Genomic DNA, 13,448 nt, shown 5'->3' with positions numbered 1-13,448 from the left:
GCTTTGCGGATCACCGAGCCCGCGCCATCGTCGCCACAAGAGGCCCGCAAACACTCTAGGGGTAATTCCGTCGCGGCGACATCTTGAGCTGCCGGACATTTTGACGACAGGTCTGGTTCCTTTTCCGATACGACCAGGAGACGACACGAGGACATCAGCCGCCTCTCTCAGCCGGTCGCCGGGGTCGCGGCGTTGGACTGACTCAGGTCCCGAGTCATCTATGACGGCGGAACCCATAAGTCTCGCGGGAAGGCGGCAACGAGCGGCTCCGAGTCCCACTGCAGCGGCTCCAACCGGTGTCGTAGCGCCTCTCCGACATCGGCACTGACGTGTCCAAGGCGCCGTCCAGTGCCCTCGAGATAGTCCTGGTACTTGAAGAGGCTCTCCTTCATGGGCCGCACGAGCGACACGGGCACGCCGAGGGCGTCGGCGATCACCACACCATGCAGTGAGGACGATACGACGAGCCGGCTCTGCCCGATCCTCTCGAAGACACGACGGGGGTCGGTCGTCGGACTCAGAAAGCCCGGGAGTCTTCTCCACTCACGAGCATCATGCAGGTTCGGCAGATGCGTCACCGCGATACGAGGGGCGTCGGATCGGCTCACGCCGAGGAGCGCGGGCGCGAGGAGTCCCGGATCACCGAAGACCTCGGGAACATCGATGCCGCGGGCCTGCAGAAATTCCGCTGTCAACGGTCCTCGGACTGCGCGCACGTCTAGTCGCTTCGCGCGGAAATCCGTTGTCGGGACCTTCCCGTTCACGCCTGATCCCCAGACGACATCGCTGTCTGCGGCGAAGTGGACGATGGACCCCACCGTCAGCAACCGCGGCGACCCGGATGGCGCCAACGAGTCGGGTGCCAGGCGATCCACCACCTCCGGGCCGAGCAGGTCCCCGAAGTTGCCGACCGGACGGCGAAGCGGCACGAGCCTCCCCACGCGACCGCGAATGACGGGCCGCTTCGGGTTCCAGTGAAACACTTCAACTCCACGAACAGCGGTCAATGTCGTCCTTTGCGTCAGGGTGACTGCGGCCGATTCGAAGTATATGTGCGACGGTTGGATCGTTCGGCAACGGCGTCATGCCGGAACGGGTTTGCAATCTCGTGGCAGCACAACCACGCTGGACCTGAATCGCGCCGCGGATGATGAGGAGAAGCTTTTGACGAGAGTGGCGGTCCTCCAGAGCGTCGTGAAGCCAAACTCACGGACTAATCCGTTCGCGGAACTCCTCGTGTCCAATCTCCCTACGTACATCGAATCCGAGTGGTTCAGTTGGCGCACGGCGCTGTTCGGAAAGTTCGACGTTCTGCACTTCCAGTGGCCGGAGAATCTCGTCCGAGCGCCGCACCCCGCGAAGGCCGCGCTGAAGAGAGCCGCTCTCCGACACGTTCTTCGCCGTGCCCGCCGAATGCATGCAAAGACGATCGTCACGATCCACAATCTCTCTCCGCATGAGTCGATGTCGCGGGCGGAATGCAGCACCCTCGACCGGGTCTACGACTCCGCGGCCGCCTTTGTTGCGTTGAATGACACCGATTCCCTGACGGGCTATCCCGTCAAGCCCATCTACGTCATACCTCACGGCGACTACCGGCAGAAGTACGCGCGGCGTGCCGAGACCGCGCGTGTCGATGGGCGGCTGGTCTACTTCGGCGCGATTCGTGACTACAAGAACGTGCCCGGCTTGGTCGCTGCCTTCAGGGAGGCTTCAGTCACTGACTCATCCTTATCGCTCGTGGTCGCAGGTAAGCCGTGGAACGAATCGACGCACCGCGCGATCGAGGAATCCGCAGCGACGGCCCCCGTGAGCCTGATGTTGAGCGAACTCGAGGAGGAGGACCTGGTCAATGTCATCTGCACCGCACAGGTCGTGGTGCTGCCGTATGGCCAGCTCTACAATTCCGGGTCGATCTTCCTCGCACTGACGCTGGGGGTTCCGGTGCTGGTACCGCGGACGCCGTCGACCGAGAGCCTTCGGCGCGAGCTGGGAGACCGGTGGGTCATGCTCTTCGACGGCCCGTTGACTGCAGCGCACCTCAGCCGTGCGATTGCACTGACTGAGTCCGCACCGCCGGTCGACTCGTTGGATCTGTCGATGCGTGACTGGACGCATATCGGGGCCGATTACGGCCGGCTTTATCGCTCAGTCGCCGGGAACTGAGCGAGAATCGTCGTACACCATTCTCCCCGGGCTGTTCCGGCGCGGAATCGCAACGCCATCCTCACCGATGAGAACTGCGGACTTCCTTGCAAAAGCGTTCCGAAATCAATAGGACACAACCGTCTGATAGGAATGACCGGTTCCCTATCGCCCCACGAAACGGAGAACCATGCGACTGTCTGTCATCGGCTGCGGATACCTCGGAGCCGTTCACGCGGCCGCAATGGCCTCCATCGGCCACGACGTGGTCGGCATCGACGTCGATCGGCGGAAGGTCGAGGCTCTCTCGCGAGGTGAAGCGCCCTTCTTCGAGCCCGACCTGCAGGAACTGCTCACAGCTGGTGTCGAGTCGGGCCGCCTGAAGTTCACGACGGAGATGTCCGCGGCAGCCGGCGCGAAGGTGCATTTCATCGGCGTCGGAACGCCGCAGCAGAGGGACGGCTACGCCGCCGACCTCACCTACGTGAACGCCGCGGTCGACGGCCTGGTGCCCTATCTGTCGGCCGGTGACGTCGTCGCAGGCAAGTCGACGGTGCCTGTGGGCACGGCGGCCGACCTCGCGCCGCGAATCGAGGCGACCGGTGCAACCCTCGTATGGAATCCGGAGTTCCTGCGCGAAGGGTGGGCCGTCAAAGACACGATCGATCCGGATCGCCTGGTGGTTGGCGTCGGCGCCGGCGCCGAGGGCGAACGGGCCGCCGACATTCTGCGAGAGGTCTACCATCCGGCTGTCGCCAAGGAGACGCCGTTCATCGTCACCGACCGCGCTACCGCCGAGCTGGTCAAGGTCGCGGCCAACGCGTTCCTCGCGACGAAGATCTCGTTCATCAACGCGATGGCCGAGATCGCCGAGGTCACCGGCGCCGACGTCACGCAGCTCGCCAACGCCATCGGACACGACGTGCGCATCGGCCGCCGCTTCCTCGGTGCGGGCATCGGATTCGGCGGCGGGTGCCTCCCGAAAGACATCCGCGCGTTCTCGGCGCGCGCCGAAGAGCTCGGTCGCGGTGAGTCCGTGGCCTTCCTCCGCGAAGTCGACGCCATCAACCTCCGTCGGCGCGATCGCGCGGTCGACCTCGTCATCAACGCGCTCGGCGGATCGGTGTTCAAGAAGAACGTCACCCTGCTCGGCGCCGCCTTCAAGCCCTACAGCGACGACATCCGCGACTCCCCCGCCCTCGACGTCGCCATCCGCCTGCACGGCCTCGGCGCCTGGGTCACGATCACCGACCCTGCCGCCATCGAAAACGCGCAGCGTCTGCACCCGCAGCTGAACTACGTCGCCGACCGCGACGAAGCACTCCGCGAGGCCGACGCCATCGTGCTCGTCACTGAATGGGACGAGTACCGCCGCGACCTCACCCCTGAACACGCCTCCACTCTCACCTCGGGCCGAGTCGTCATCGACGGACGCAATGGATGGGATGCCGCGGCCTGGCGCTCCGCGGGGTGGACGTACTACGGCATGGGGCGGCCCTAGCCGTGCGAGCCGCGCGGCGCGGACGGTCTCTCACGGGAGGGGGACAGATGGGCTCGCCTTTCGACGACGCGGACGATCGCGAGGCCGATCCTCGCGCCGGCCACATTCGCGACGACGTCACGCAGACTCGGAGTGCGCTCGGCCAGGAACAGCGCCTGCCCGGACTCGATCGTCAGTGTCGTGAGCAGCGCGAGCGGCACCACCAGTCCGCGATCCAGCGGCAGAGCGAGTGCCAGCAACACGCCGAACGGCACGAACAGCGCGACGTTCGCGGTCGTCTCGATGACGTCGTAGGTCAGCCAGGGCACGACCTGCGAGATCGCGCGCAGCAGTCCCGATGCTCCACGATCCACCGGCATCGGCCAGAACGCGATCAGCGCCAGGATCAGACCGTAGACGGCGAGCAGACCGATGGCGCTTCGCTGATCGCGTCGCCGGGCCACGGTAGCTACGACGGCCGTAGGCGCGGTGACATGCGCGACGGCGGGCGTACCGGTCATGACGGGCTCCCCTCGATCGGGCGCCGCGACGCTGCCGCGCAGTGGGGCGAGTTTACTCGCGCGAGGAATCGGGGAGCCGGGAGCGTCCGCGGACGCCGCTGCGGGGTCCGACGCTCGGAGGCGCATCGTAGGCTGGGCGCGTGACCGACTCGCCCCTGCCACGCGGTGCGCGCCTCGCGGGCGGCGTGTTCGCCGCCGCCCTCGGCGTGGTGCTTCTGCTGGTCGTGCTCGGCGCCGCGTGGATCGGCATCCGCGGAGCCCTCGCCTACGGTCATCTGAGCGCTGCGCAGCAGACCGCGAGCACGGTGCGCGCCAGCCTCGCCGACCCCGCCGCCGCCGGCGACGCCATTGCCTCGCTCGCCGCCGACACCAGCGCGGCGCACGCCCTCACATCAGACCCGGTGTGGCAGCTCGCCGAAGGGCTCCCCTGGGTCGGACCCCAGCTGGCGGCGGTCGGCTCAGTCGCCGAAACCCTCGACGCCGTCGCCAACACCGCCCTGCGCCCGCTCTCCGACGTCGCGGCCTCCTTCCAGCTCGATGCTCTGCGCCCGCAGGGCGGACGCCTCGACCTCGCACCGCTGGAAGAGATCAGCGGTCCTGCCACGACGGCGGCCGACGCGCTGTCGGCGGCTGCGGCATCCGTATCGGCGATCGATCGCACCGCCCTTGTCCCGCCCGTGGGCGAGGCGGTCGACCAGGTCGACGAGCTGCTCGACGAGGCCGCCGTCGCCACCGACGCCCTCGCGCGGGCGACGCAGCTGATCCCTTCCATGCTCGGCGCCGACGGGCCGCGCAACTACCTGGTTCTGTTCCAGAACAACGCGGAGTGGCGGTCGCTGGGCGGAATTCCCGGAGCGATGGCCCTCATCCACACGGAAGGCGGCGCGCTGAGCCTCACCGCGCAGGAGTCGTCGAGCGATTACCCGCGCTACGACGAGTCGGTGCTGCCCCTCGACGACGAGATCCTCACCATCTACGGCGATCGCCCCGGCCGCTGGATCCAGAACGTCACGCAGGTACCCGACTTCGCGGTCAGCGCGGCGCTCGCCCGCGAGATGTGGGCGCGCGAGCACGGTGGACAGCAGGTGGACGGCGTCATCGCCCTCGACCCGGTCGCGCTCTCGTACCTGCTCGAGGCGACCGGCCCCATCACCCTGCGCACGGGCGACGTACTCACTGACGAGACCGCGGTGCCGCTGCTGCTCAACGACGTCTACGCGCGCTACACCCGGCCCGCCGACCAGGACGCCTTCTTCGCCATGGCGGCCGCGGAGGTCTTCGCGAAGCTGTCGGGTGGTGAGGTCGACCCGACGACGTTCGTCGCCGCTCTGACGCGGTCGGGTGACGAAGACCGCCTGCTGCTGTGGAGCGCGCATGAGGACGAGCAACGCCTCCTCACCGACACGACGCTCTCCGCCGGCCTGCCCCTGTCGAACGACGAGACCTCCCGGTTCGGGGTCTACGTCAACGACGGCACCGGCTCCAAGATGGACTTCTACCAGAACGTCGTGACCAGCCTGACGTGGGACAGCTGCACCGCCGATGCCTCCGGAGCCGCTACCGGTGACGCCGTGCTCACCGTCACGATCGTCAACACCGCCCCCGCGGATGCCGCGAACCTGCCCGGCTACGTCACCGGCGACGGCGCATTCGGCGTACCTGCCGGGATCACCCGCACCGTGGGCTACCTCTACCTGCCGGAAGGCTTCGATCTCGTCGACGCGACCATGTCGGACGGCTCGGGATTCGGCGGCGGCACGCACGACGGCAGGCGCGTCGTGAGCTTCACGACTGACCTCGCACCAGGTGCGAGCGCGACCGTCACCATCACCGCCCATGCGAGCAATCCGGTCGGTCCGACGCTGGAAGCCGTCACGACCCCGACGCTCACCCCGCCCACCGTGGTTGCCGCGGTCTGTGGTGATTCGTAGACTGCGTTCAATGGCTGCCACCGCACCGACCTCCCCCGTCCTCCTGCGCGCCGCGCTCATCGCTACGCTCGCGTTGGGAGCGGTCGTCGCGTCACCGGCAGCGGCGAGCGCGTCGACGATCTATCCGCCCTCCGGTTCGTGCACCACCACACCGGCGACAGCGCAGGCCGGCGACACCGTCGTCTTCGCGTGCGCGGCCGAGACCTTCTCGGCGGACGAGACCGTCACGATCACGGTCACGGGCGAGAACGGCGCCGACGCGAGCATCGGCATGGTGAGGTTCGCGATCACGACGGCCAGCAGCACGACGAAGTCGGCCGCGGACGGGTCGCTCGCCCCCATCGACATCACACTCCCGTCCAACGCGACGGGCACCTACAACATCGCTGCCGTCTCGGCCACGTCCGCCGGCGGCACGGCAGCCGTCAGCATCACGGGTGCAGATGGGCTGCCCTCGACGGGTCTCGATCAGGGCCAGACCGTCGGCCTCTGGATCGGCGGCGGCGTGTTGCTGCTCGCGGGTGCGGCGCTCGCCATCGTGGCGGCGGTCCGTCGCCGGCGCGATATGCGCTGACCGGCCGATCGCTAGGGTGGCGTCATGGCTACCGCCGTCTCGACGTCGCTGGAACGCACCTACCGGTACCTGCGCATCGGCGTCGCCGGCACGGTCGTCGCGATCCTCCTCGCCGTCGCACAGGCGGCGACGACGTACGGCTGGCTGACGTCGATCAGCGACTACTTCTACACGCCGGCGCGCGACGTCTTCGTGGGTGCGCTGGTGGCGGCATCCCTCGCCCTCCTCGCGCTGTCGGGACGCGGCGTCGAACGCGCACTCTTCGACGCCGCTGCGCTCTTCGCCCCGCTCATCGCGTTGGTCCCGACAACGCTCGCTCCCGACGCGGTGCCGGGAGTGCCCGTGGCGTGCCCCGGGACGACGCGCTGCTTCCCGCCTCAGTACGAAGGGGATGCCGCGAACGGCGTCTTCGTGTACCTCGTGGTCGGCGGGCTCGTGGTGCTGGTCGCGCTGCTGCTGGCGGCGCTGCGTCAGGTCACGCTCGCGGCGGCGTGGCCGTCGCTGCTCATCGCGGTCGTGGTGCTGGCCGTCGTGGCGCTGACGTGGGGCTTCGCGCGCGAGGCGTTCCTGCAGTACGCGCACGTCGCCGCGACGACGGCGTTCTTCGGGCTGTTCGCCGCGGCCGCCGTGAGCAACGCCTCTCCTCGACGCGGCCCGAAGCCCTCGCCGGTCTTCCGCGTCCTGTACCTCGCGATCGCCGTAGGGCTCATCGTGCTGCTCGTGGCCTACGCCATCCTGCTTCCGCAGACCGGGGCCGCCGGCATCCCGATCGTCCTCATCGTCGAGACCGCCGCGCTCGCGCTGTTCTTCGCGTTCTGGGTCGTGCAGGGCGTCGAGAAGTGGCCCGACCCCGACCCGTCGATCATCGCGGCCTGAGGTGTCGACGACCGTGCGCTACGCGGCGCCGGTCTCGGCCTCGGCGACCTCGACCGTCCGCCGGACACCCGCGACGGGGCGCGCCGTCACGAGGATCGGCAGATGGTCGCTCAGGCCCTGCGGCAGCGTGCGGACGCGGTCGATCTCGAATCCGACCGACGTCGCGAAGTCGTAGTGTCCGCGGAAGAAGCGGTACCGCGTGTAGGTGCGCGAGTCCGAGAGGTTCAGCTCGTAGCCCTGGTCGCGCACGTGCTGGCCGAGACGCTCCTTGAACACGGGATAGTTGTAGTCGCCCACCATGATCGCCGGCACGCCCTCGCCCAGCTGCTGCAGCTCGGCGAGCGCGGTGCGGATCTGGTGCCGTCGCAGGGAGTTGAGGGCCGTGAGCGGCGCAGCGTGGAACGACGCGACGATCACGTCGTGGTTCTCGTCGATGTCATGCAGCCGCGCGCCGAGCAGCCGCTCCTCCGCCGGCTTCAGCACGCGGTCGTGCAGCGACTTCTTGAGCGCGAGCGCTCGCACGTCGACGGCGCGGTAGGTGTTCTCGCGGTAGTAGACGGCGAGCCCGAGACGGTTGCGCTGCGTGGAATCGGCCAGCCGCAGCCCGGCGATCTCCTCGGGGAGGTCGCTGGTGTCGGCCTCCTGCAGACACAGGGCGTCCGCCCCGTGGCGTTCCACGAGGTGGACGAGCTCCCCCGCCGCACGGTGCTTGCGCAGGTTGTACGAGATGACCTTCATGTCGTGGCCAGCCTATGCCGACGGGCTGTCCGGCGGGTGTCCTCTCGGCGTCTGCGTGCTGACCTCACAGCGGAATGTACGAAAAGTGGATGCCGCCGCTCCTGGTATTCGTCAACCCGAACCTGGAGGACCTCATGTCGGCAGCATCCACTTCCGTGCCCGCGACCGCGAACGCCGTCCGCACCGACCTCGCCGAGGCGGTCGGCGCGAGTCGCACGTCGCGCGAAGAGGCCGAGCGCGCTCTGCGTCTCGCCGTCGCTGTGCGTTCGCGTGCCGCAGAGGCGCTGGAGCGCACCGCCCGCCGCGCCGGCGTCGACGAGGACGAGCGCGCCCGCCTGCGCGGCGAGTACGCCGCTGCGGCCCGTGTGGTCGCCGAGCGCCAGGCCGCCCTCGACGCCGCGCGGGAGTTCGAGCGCGCCGCGACCGTGGTCGCCGACGCGTTCGAGGCCGAGGCGTCGGCCGCGAGCCCGCTGGCCGCCGCGCTGCTGGAGCTGATCGGCTCTCAGGCGGGCCGCGCCGGTGCGCGCGGGCGCACCCCGCGCACCTCGACCCGCCGCACGGCGCCTGCCCGTCTCGGCGCCACGCGTCCGCGCACAGCCTGAGGCCGAACCGCTCTCGTAGAGTCGGCTGCGTGGCCCTCTCGCGACGAACGGCGGTGCTCCTGGCCGTGGCCGGGCTCGCCGTGGTGGCGGCCGTCGTGCTCGCCGTCGTGCTCGTGAGCAGCGCACAGACGACCCGGCCGCCGGGACCCGGCACGGTCGTGGTGGCGTCCGACGGATCGAAGGCGAGCGACGCAGCCCGCCATGCCCCCGCCGGCAGCGCCGAGCTCGCGGCAGCGGAGTACCTCAGCGAGCAGCCGACCGCAGTGTGGCTCACCCCCGAGGGCGACCCGATCGACGTGGTCGACGAGCGCATCGCGCGACTGGCCGCCGAGGCGCGCGCACAATCCGCACGCGTGGCGGTCGTGGTCTACGGGCTGCCGGGACGCGATTGCGGCGGGCACTCGGCCGGCGGCCTCGATCCCGATTCCTATGCCGACTGGACCCGCGCGATCGGCGACGCGCTGCGGGATGCCGCAGACACCTCGCCGATCGTGGTCCTCGAGCCCGACAGCCTGGCGCTCGCCCCCGAATGCGGGAACGAGGCGGAGCGCGTCGAGCAGCTCGCCGGGGCGGTCCAGTCGCTCGCAGCGGAGCGCACGTGGATCTACGTCGACGGCGGGCATTCGGATTGGCTGCCCGCCGACCGGATGGCCGCGCTGATCGAGCAGGTCGACCGGGCGTCACGAGCGGACGGAGGTGGCGGCATCCGCGGATTCGTCACCAACGTGTCGAACTTCATGGCGACCGCCGACGAGGTCGCGTACGCCCACGACGTCGCCGCCCGGCTCGACGGCCTGCACGCGATCATCGACACCTCGCGCAACGGCGCCGGGTCGAACGGCGAGTGGTGCAATCCGCCTGGCCGCCGCGTCGGTGAGCCCGGCGGCACCCTCGGCGATGACGTCGTCGACACCAATCTGTGGATCAAACCACCCGGCGAGAGCGACGGCGAGTGCAACGGCGGTCCGCCCGCCGGGCAGTGGTGGCCGGAGGCCGCCGTGGAGCTGACGCAGGACGTGCCGGACGAGTGAGGCCGCCCCGCCCCCCGGCTCCTGTGTAGCATCGGGAGTACTTTGCATGCGTCGGGGGCCGCGGCTGGGGTCGGTCATCGGGGCAGCTGCGGCAACCGTCCGGAAGAGAACGCACGCATGAGCACCCCTGCTGACGAGCTGAAGACGGCGGTCATCATCGAGGACGACCCCGAGATCCGGCACATCCTCTCGGAGGTGCTCGAATCCTCCGGGTTCTCGACCGTGTCGGTCGGCAACGGCATCGACGGCGTGCGGGCCGTGCTCACGTACAAGCCTCTGCTCACGACCATCGACGTCACGATGCCCGGCATCGACGGCATCGAGGCCGCCAAGCGCATCCGCGCCCAGTCCGACACGTTCATCATCATGCTGACCGGCCTGAGCGACGAGGCCGATGTCATCGCGGGACTCGGCGCAGGCGCCGACGACTATCTGCTGAAGCCGTTCCGCCCGCGCGAGCTGCGGGCACGCGTCGAGGCGCTGCTGCGCCGATCGCGAAGCGCACCGGCGACACCCCCCGCGGCCCCGCAGGGCAGCGTCGGACCGTCGTTCCCCGTTGCGCGCGCGGCCATCTCGGCCGACGCGGTGGTCTCGGCGGTCGGTCCCGACGTGCCGGCTGCGCCGGACGCTCCTGCGGTCTCCGCCCCGGCGCCCGCCGACGGCGAATGGCTCGTCCACCGCGATCTGCGCCTGCACCCCGAGAATCGCGTGGTGCTCGTCGGCGGCGACGAGCTCGATCTCACGCGCACCGAGTTCGACCTGCTGGCGACCCTGCTGGAATCCAAACGCCGCGTGCGCAGCAAGGCCGATCTGACCCTGGTGCTGCGCGGCGAGTCGTACGTCACGAGCTACTACGTCGGGGATGCCGACAAGCGCGCCGTCGAGGCGCACATGACGAATCTGCGCCGCAAGCTGGGCGAGAGCGCCGCGAACCCGCGCTACATCGAGACGGTGCGCGGGGTGGGATACCGTCTCACGGCCGAATCGGCCTGATCCCGCTGATCGCCGCGGCGGGGGCATCCGCGCGTCCCACACTCGCGAATGCCCCCGCGGCGCTCGGCGAAGAGTTCCCGCCGCCTCCCCGCGGCGGGCTCTCTCGCCTCCTCCCCCGGCGCCGCGCCCCAGGCGCGGCGCCCCTTTCCCCAGTGCTGACCCGTTTCGGGTACGGGTCAGACCTTGTATCCGTGCTGTCGACGGATGAGCTTGAAGAACATGGACAGTGTCTGCAGCACCGTCACGACCCCCACGATCGGCCAGCCGATCCAGAGGATCGTGGACTGGACCATCGGGCCGAGCATCGACCAGATGACGGCCGTCGCGATGAGCACCGCGATCACCACGAGCAGCGGCGTCCAGTGCCCGATCCCCGCACCGCGCTCGGCCTTGGCCTGCATCGCCCAGTTGTCGACCTTCTTGCGCGAGAGGAACCGGGTCCACGACCGTGCGAAATAGCTCAGGCGCAGCCACATGTAGATCTCGGCCGGCACCAGCGTCACCGCGAACAGGATGTCGCGCGCGTTGCGGTTGCGCATGGTCAGCGCCATGCGGGTGTTCAGGGCGATCGCGACGGCGGGCGCCAGCAGCCACCACGGCGAGAACACGAAGGCGCCGATCGAGAGCGACCCGGCCAGCAGCACCACGAACGCCACTCGCACGAACAGGTTGGTGAGCATGCCGAAGTTCTCCAGCCAGCGCACGCGCAGGTTGGGGTGGAACGGCTGCCCCCTTGTGTCGCCACGCTGGCCCGGCCACATGAGCTCGATGGCGCCATACGTCCACTTCACCTGCTGGGCGTCCAGCGCGCGCAGCGTCGTCATCCCGCCGACGTCGGCGCGGGCGAACGGGCTGATCTTGGTGAGGTAGCCCGCGCTCTTGATCTGCAGCGACAGCAGCGAGTCCTCGACCTCGGAGTCCTTCACCCACGGCGTGGACTGACGGTTGGCTGCCATGACGTCGCGCAGAGCCTGCGTCGAGAAGATCGAGAACTGCCCGCCGAGCACGGCCATGTTGCGGCCGCGCAGCAGGTTGTGCAGATTGAACGCGGCGAACTGCGAGCGCTGTCCTGTGGTGAGGAACTTCGCCACGGTGCCCTTGATCGGCCGGTCGTCGATCGAGTAGATCGCCGAGATCCCGCCGATGCGGGTGTCGGAGATCGCCTCGGCCTCGAGGTATTCGACCGCCCGCACGTCGGCGACGGTGTCGCCGTCGACGCCGAGCAGGTAGTCGTACCCCTCGACGAGCGCGTAGCCGTAGTTCAGCGCGCCGACCTTCTTGTCGGGGTTCTTGCCGATGTCATGCACGAAGACCTCGGTGAACTGCTCGCCGAGGTCGGTCGCGAGCTCGTGAGGGCCGGCGTACTGCGATGCGAGGCGCACGGTCGCGTCCGAGGTGTTGTTCACGACCACGTGGATGACATCGGGCACGCGGGTCTGTGCGAGCAGTCCCTCGATCACCTGCGCGATCGACTCCTCCTCGTTGTACGCGGGGATGATGCAGCCGATCGTCGACCGGCGCGTCGGCCCGTCGTCGAGGACGGCCTCGAAGTCGTCCGCGAATCCGTTCGACGGGTCGACGACGACGTCCAGCTCGCTCGCCGCCGGCAGCGGTCGCGCGGTCCGCGCGCTGCGGGTGAGGGGCATCAAGTCGGTCACTGTCGTCGCTCTCGTCTCATCGTCCCGAGGTCTTCGGGCTGCGTCCAGACTCGTACGTCGAGCGCAATGCGCGGCCGAGAGCGGGCCAGAGCCACCGCAAGGTTTGCGCAAGGCATCCGCAAGGGAGGTCCGCACTTCTCGGGGAGCCGCCCGAAAGCCCGGATGAACGCCGAAATAGAATCGATCCATGCGGATCGGGGCGGCAGAGGCGACGTTCGTCGTCGGCACGCCCGATGGCCGCACGCGATCGATCTGGCTGACCCAGCTCGTTCTCGCGGCCAGTGTCCTCATCACGGCGATCCTCGTGATGGTGCTGCAGCCTGCCACGTTCGGGCGGTGGAACTTCCTCGTGGGGACGCTCGCCGTCGTGGTGCTGACCCTCGCGACGCTCGCCGTCCCGTGGTCCCGGCTGCCGGCGCCCGCTGTGCTCGCAGTGCCCTTCGCCGACGCCCTGGCGATCGGTCTCGTCTCCAGCGGGACGGATCTGCGCCTCGGCTACCTCTGGGTGTTCCCGGTCATGTGGGTGGCCATGCATTTTCGCGCCACCGCGCTCGCAGTCATGCTGGCGCTGATCGGGCTCATCCTCCTCGTCGACTCGACGATCACGCCTGGCAGCATCGGGGCGCTGCGGGTGTTCGTCGTGCTGATCTCGCTCACGTTCATCGGGATCACCGCGCACCTCGCGCTGCGCCGGACCCGTTCGCTCCGGCGTCTGCTGCGACGGCAGGCGGGTCGCCTGACGGCCAGCCTCGGCCGGCGCTCCGATCAGGAGCGGCGAACGATGGAGATCCTCAACGGGATCGACACCGGCATCGTGCGACTGTCGGAGGCGGGCACCGTCCTCGCCGTCAACGACGCCTACTCGCGGCTGTACGGCCTCGACCCGCTCGATCCCACCC

Annotated in this window: 13 protein-coding genes; 9 read left to right on the top strand and 4 right to left on the bottom strand. The window is 69.2% G+C overall.

The features are described from left to right. Nucleotides 1–218: 218 nt before the first annotated feature. Nucleotides 219–1,007, bottom strand: a complete 789-nt coding sequence (locus JNB62_RS10665; protein WP_220300865.1) for a polysaccharide pyruvyl transferase family protein — start codon at nucleotides 1,005–1,007, stop codon at nucleotides 219–221. A 19-nt stretch (nucleotides 1,008–1,026) separates the two neighbouring features. On the opposite strand from JNB62_RS10665, the gene JNB62_RS10660 reads away from it, so the two are divergent. Continuing rightward, entirely contained in the window at nucleotides 1,027–2,166 is a 1,140-nt protein-coding gene (locus JNB62_RS10660; RefSeq protein ID WP_220300864.1) for a hypothetical protein, read from the top strand. Between the two features lie 169 nt (nucleotides 2,167–2,335). Beyond that, nucleotides 2,336–3,646, top strand: a complete 1,311-nt coding sequence (locus JNB62_RS10655) for a UDP-glucose dehydrogenase family protein (RefSeq protein WP_220300863.1) — start codon at nucleotides 2,336–2,338, stop codon at nucleotides 3,644–3,646. Here the strand turns inward: JNB62_RS10655 and JNB62_RS10650 are convergent. Further along, entirely contained in the window at nucleotides 3,643–4,146 is a 504-nt protein-coding gene (locus JNB62_RS10650; RefSeq protein WP_220300862.1) for a VanZ family protein, read from the bottom strand. The two genes, JNB62_RS10655 and JNB62_RS10650, sit on opposite strands and share 4 nt — an antisense overlap. Nucleotides 4,147–4,286: 140 nt before the next feature. Here JNB62_RS10650 and JNB62_RS10645 point away from each other — a divergent pair, with 140 nt between their 5' ends. From JNB62_RS10645 to JNB62_RS10635, 3 genes are read left to right on the top strand one after another with little or no spacing between them, the layout of a single operon-like run. Then, nucleotides 4,287–6,077, top strand: a complete 1,791-nt coding sequence (locus JNB62_RS10645) for a DUF4012 domain-containing protein (RefSeq protein WP_308291780.1) — start codon at nucleotides 4,287–4,289, stop codon at nucleotides 6,075–6,077. 10 nt (nucleotides 6,078–6,087) lie between these two features. Next, nucleotides 6,088–6,651 (top strand): LPXTG cell wall anchor domain-containing protein, encoded by a 564-nt coding sequence (locus JNB62_RS10640; protein ID WP_220300861.1) that lies wholly within the window; start codon nucleotides 6,088–6,090, stop codon nucleotides 6,649–6,651. Between the two features lie 24 nt (nucleotides 6,652–6,675). After that, nucleotides 6,676–7,527 carry a hypothetical protein gene (locus JNB62_RS10635; protein WP_220300860.1) on the top strand — a complete coding sequence of 284 codons (852 nt, stop codon included), beginning with the start codon at nucleotides 6,676–6,678 and terminating at the stop codon, nucleotides 7,525–7,527. Between the two features lie 18 nt (nucleotides 7,528–7,545). Here JNB62_RS10635 and JNB62_RS10630 read toward each other — a convergent pair whose 3' ends face one another. After that, nucleotides 7,546–8,265, bottom strand: a complete 720-nt coding sequence (locus JNB62_RS10630; protein ID WP_220300859.1) for an endonuclease/exonuclease/phosphatase family protein — start codon at nucleotides 8,263–8,265, stop codon at nucleotides 7,546–7,548. Between the two features lie 89 nt (nucleotides 8,266–8,354). Here JNB62_RS10630 and JNB62_RS10625 point away from each other — a divergent pair, with 89 nt between their 5' ends. The 3 genes from JNB62_RS10625 to JNB62_RS10615 all read left to right on the top strand — a co-directional run bounded on the left by JNB62_RS10625 (nucleotide 8,355) and on the right by JNB62_RS10615 (nucleotide 10,891). Beyond that, nucleotides 8,355–8,867: a hypothetical protein gene (locus JNB62_RS10625; protein WP_220300858.1), complete on the top strand. Its 513-nt coding sequence runs from the start codon at nucleotides 8,355–8,357 to the stop codon at nucleotides 8,865–8,867. 29 nt (nucleotides 8,868–8,896) lie between these two features. Next, nucleotides 8,897–9,898, top strand: a complete 1,002-nt coding sequence (locus JNB62_RS10620; protein ID WP_220300857.1) for a glycoside hydrolase family 6 protein — start codon at nucleotides 8,897–8,899, stop codon at nucleotides 9,896–9,898. 117 nt (nucleotides 9,899–10,015) lie between these two features. Beyond that, nucleotides 10,016–10,891, top strand: coding sequence for a response regulator transcription factor (locus tag JNB62_RS10615; protein WP_220300856.1), 876 nt, complete (start codon nucleotides 10,016–10,018; stop codon nucleotides 10,889–10,891). A 176-nt stretch (nucleotides 10,892–11,067) separates the two neighbouring features. Here the strand turns inward: JNB62_RS10615 and JNB62_RS10610 are convergent, their stop codons facing one another. Continuing rightward, a complete protein-coding gene (locus JNB62_RS10610) occupies nucleotides 11,068–12,549 on the bottom strand; it encodes a glycosyltransferase family 2 protein (protein WP_220300855.1) in 1,482 nt (493 codons plus the stop codon). Nucleotides 12,550–12,736: 187 nt separating this feature from the next. Between JNB62_RS10610 and JNB62_RS10605 the strand changes: the two genes are divergently transcribed. After that, a partial coding sequence (locus JNB62_RS10605; protein WP_220300854.1) for a PAS domain-containing protein occupies nucleotides 12,737–13,448 on the top strand: 712 nt, incomplete at its 3' end.

Origin of the sequence: Microbacterium jejuense (genome assembly GCF_019511665.1) — a bacterium.
GTDB classification, from domain to species: domain Bacteria; phylum Actinomycetota; class Actinomycetes; order Actinomycetales; family Microbacteriaceae; genus Microbacterium; species Microbacterium jejuense_A.
Note: the sequence above shows the minus strand (reverse complement) of the source record. Positions and strands in the feature narration are given on the sequence as shown.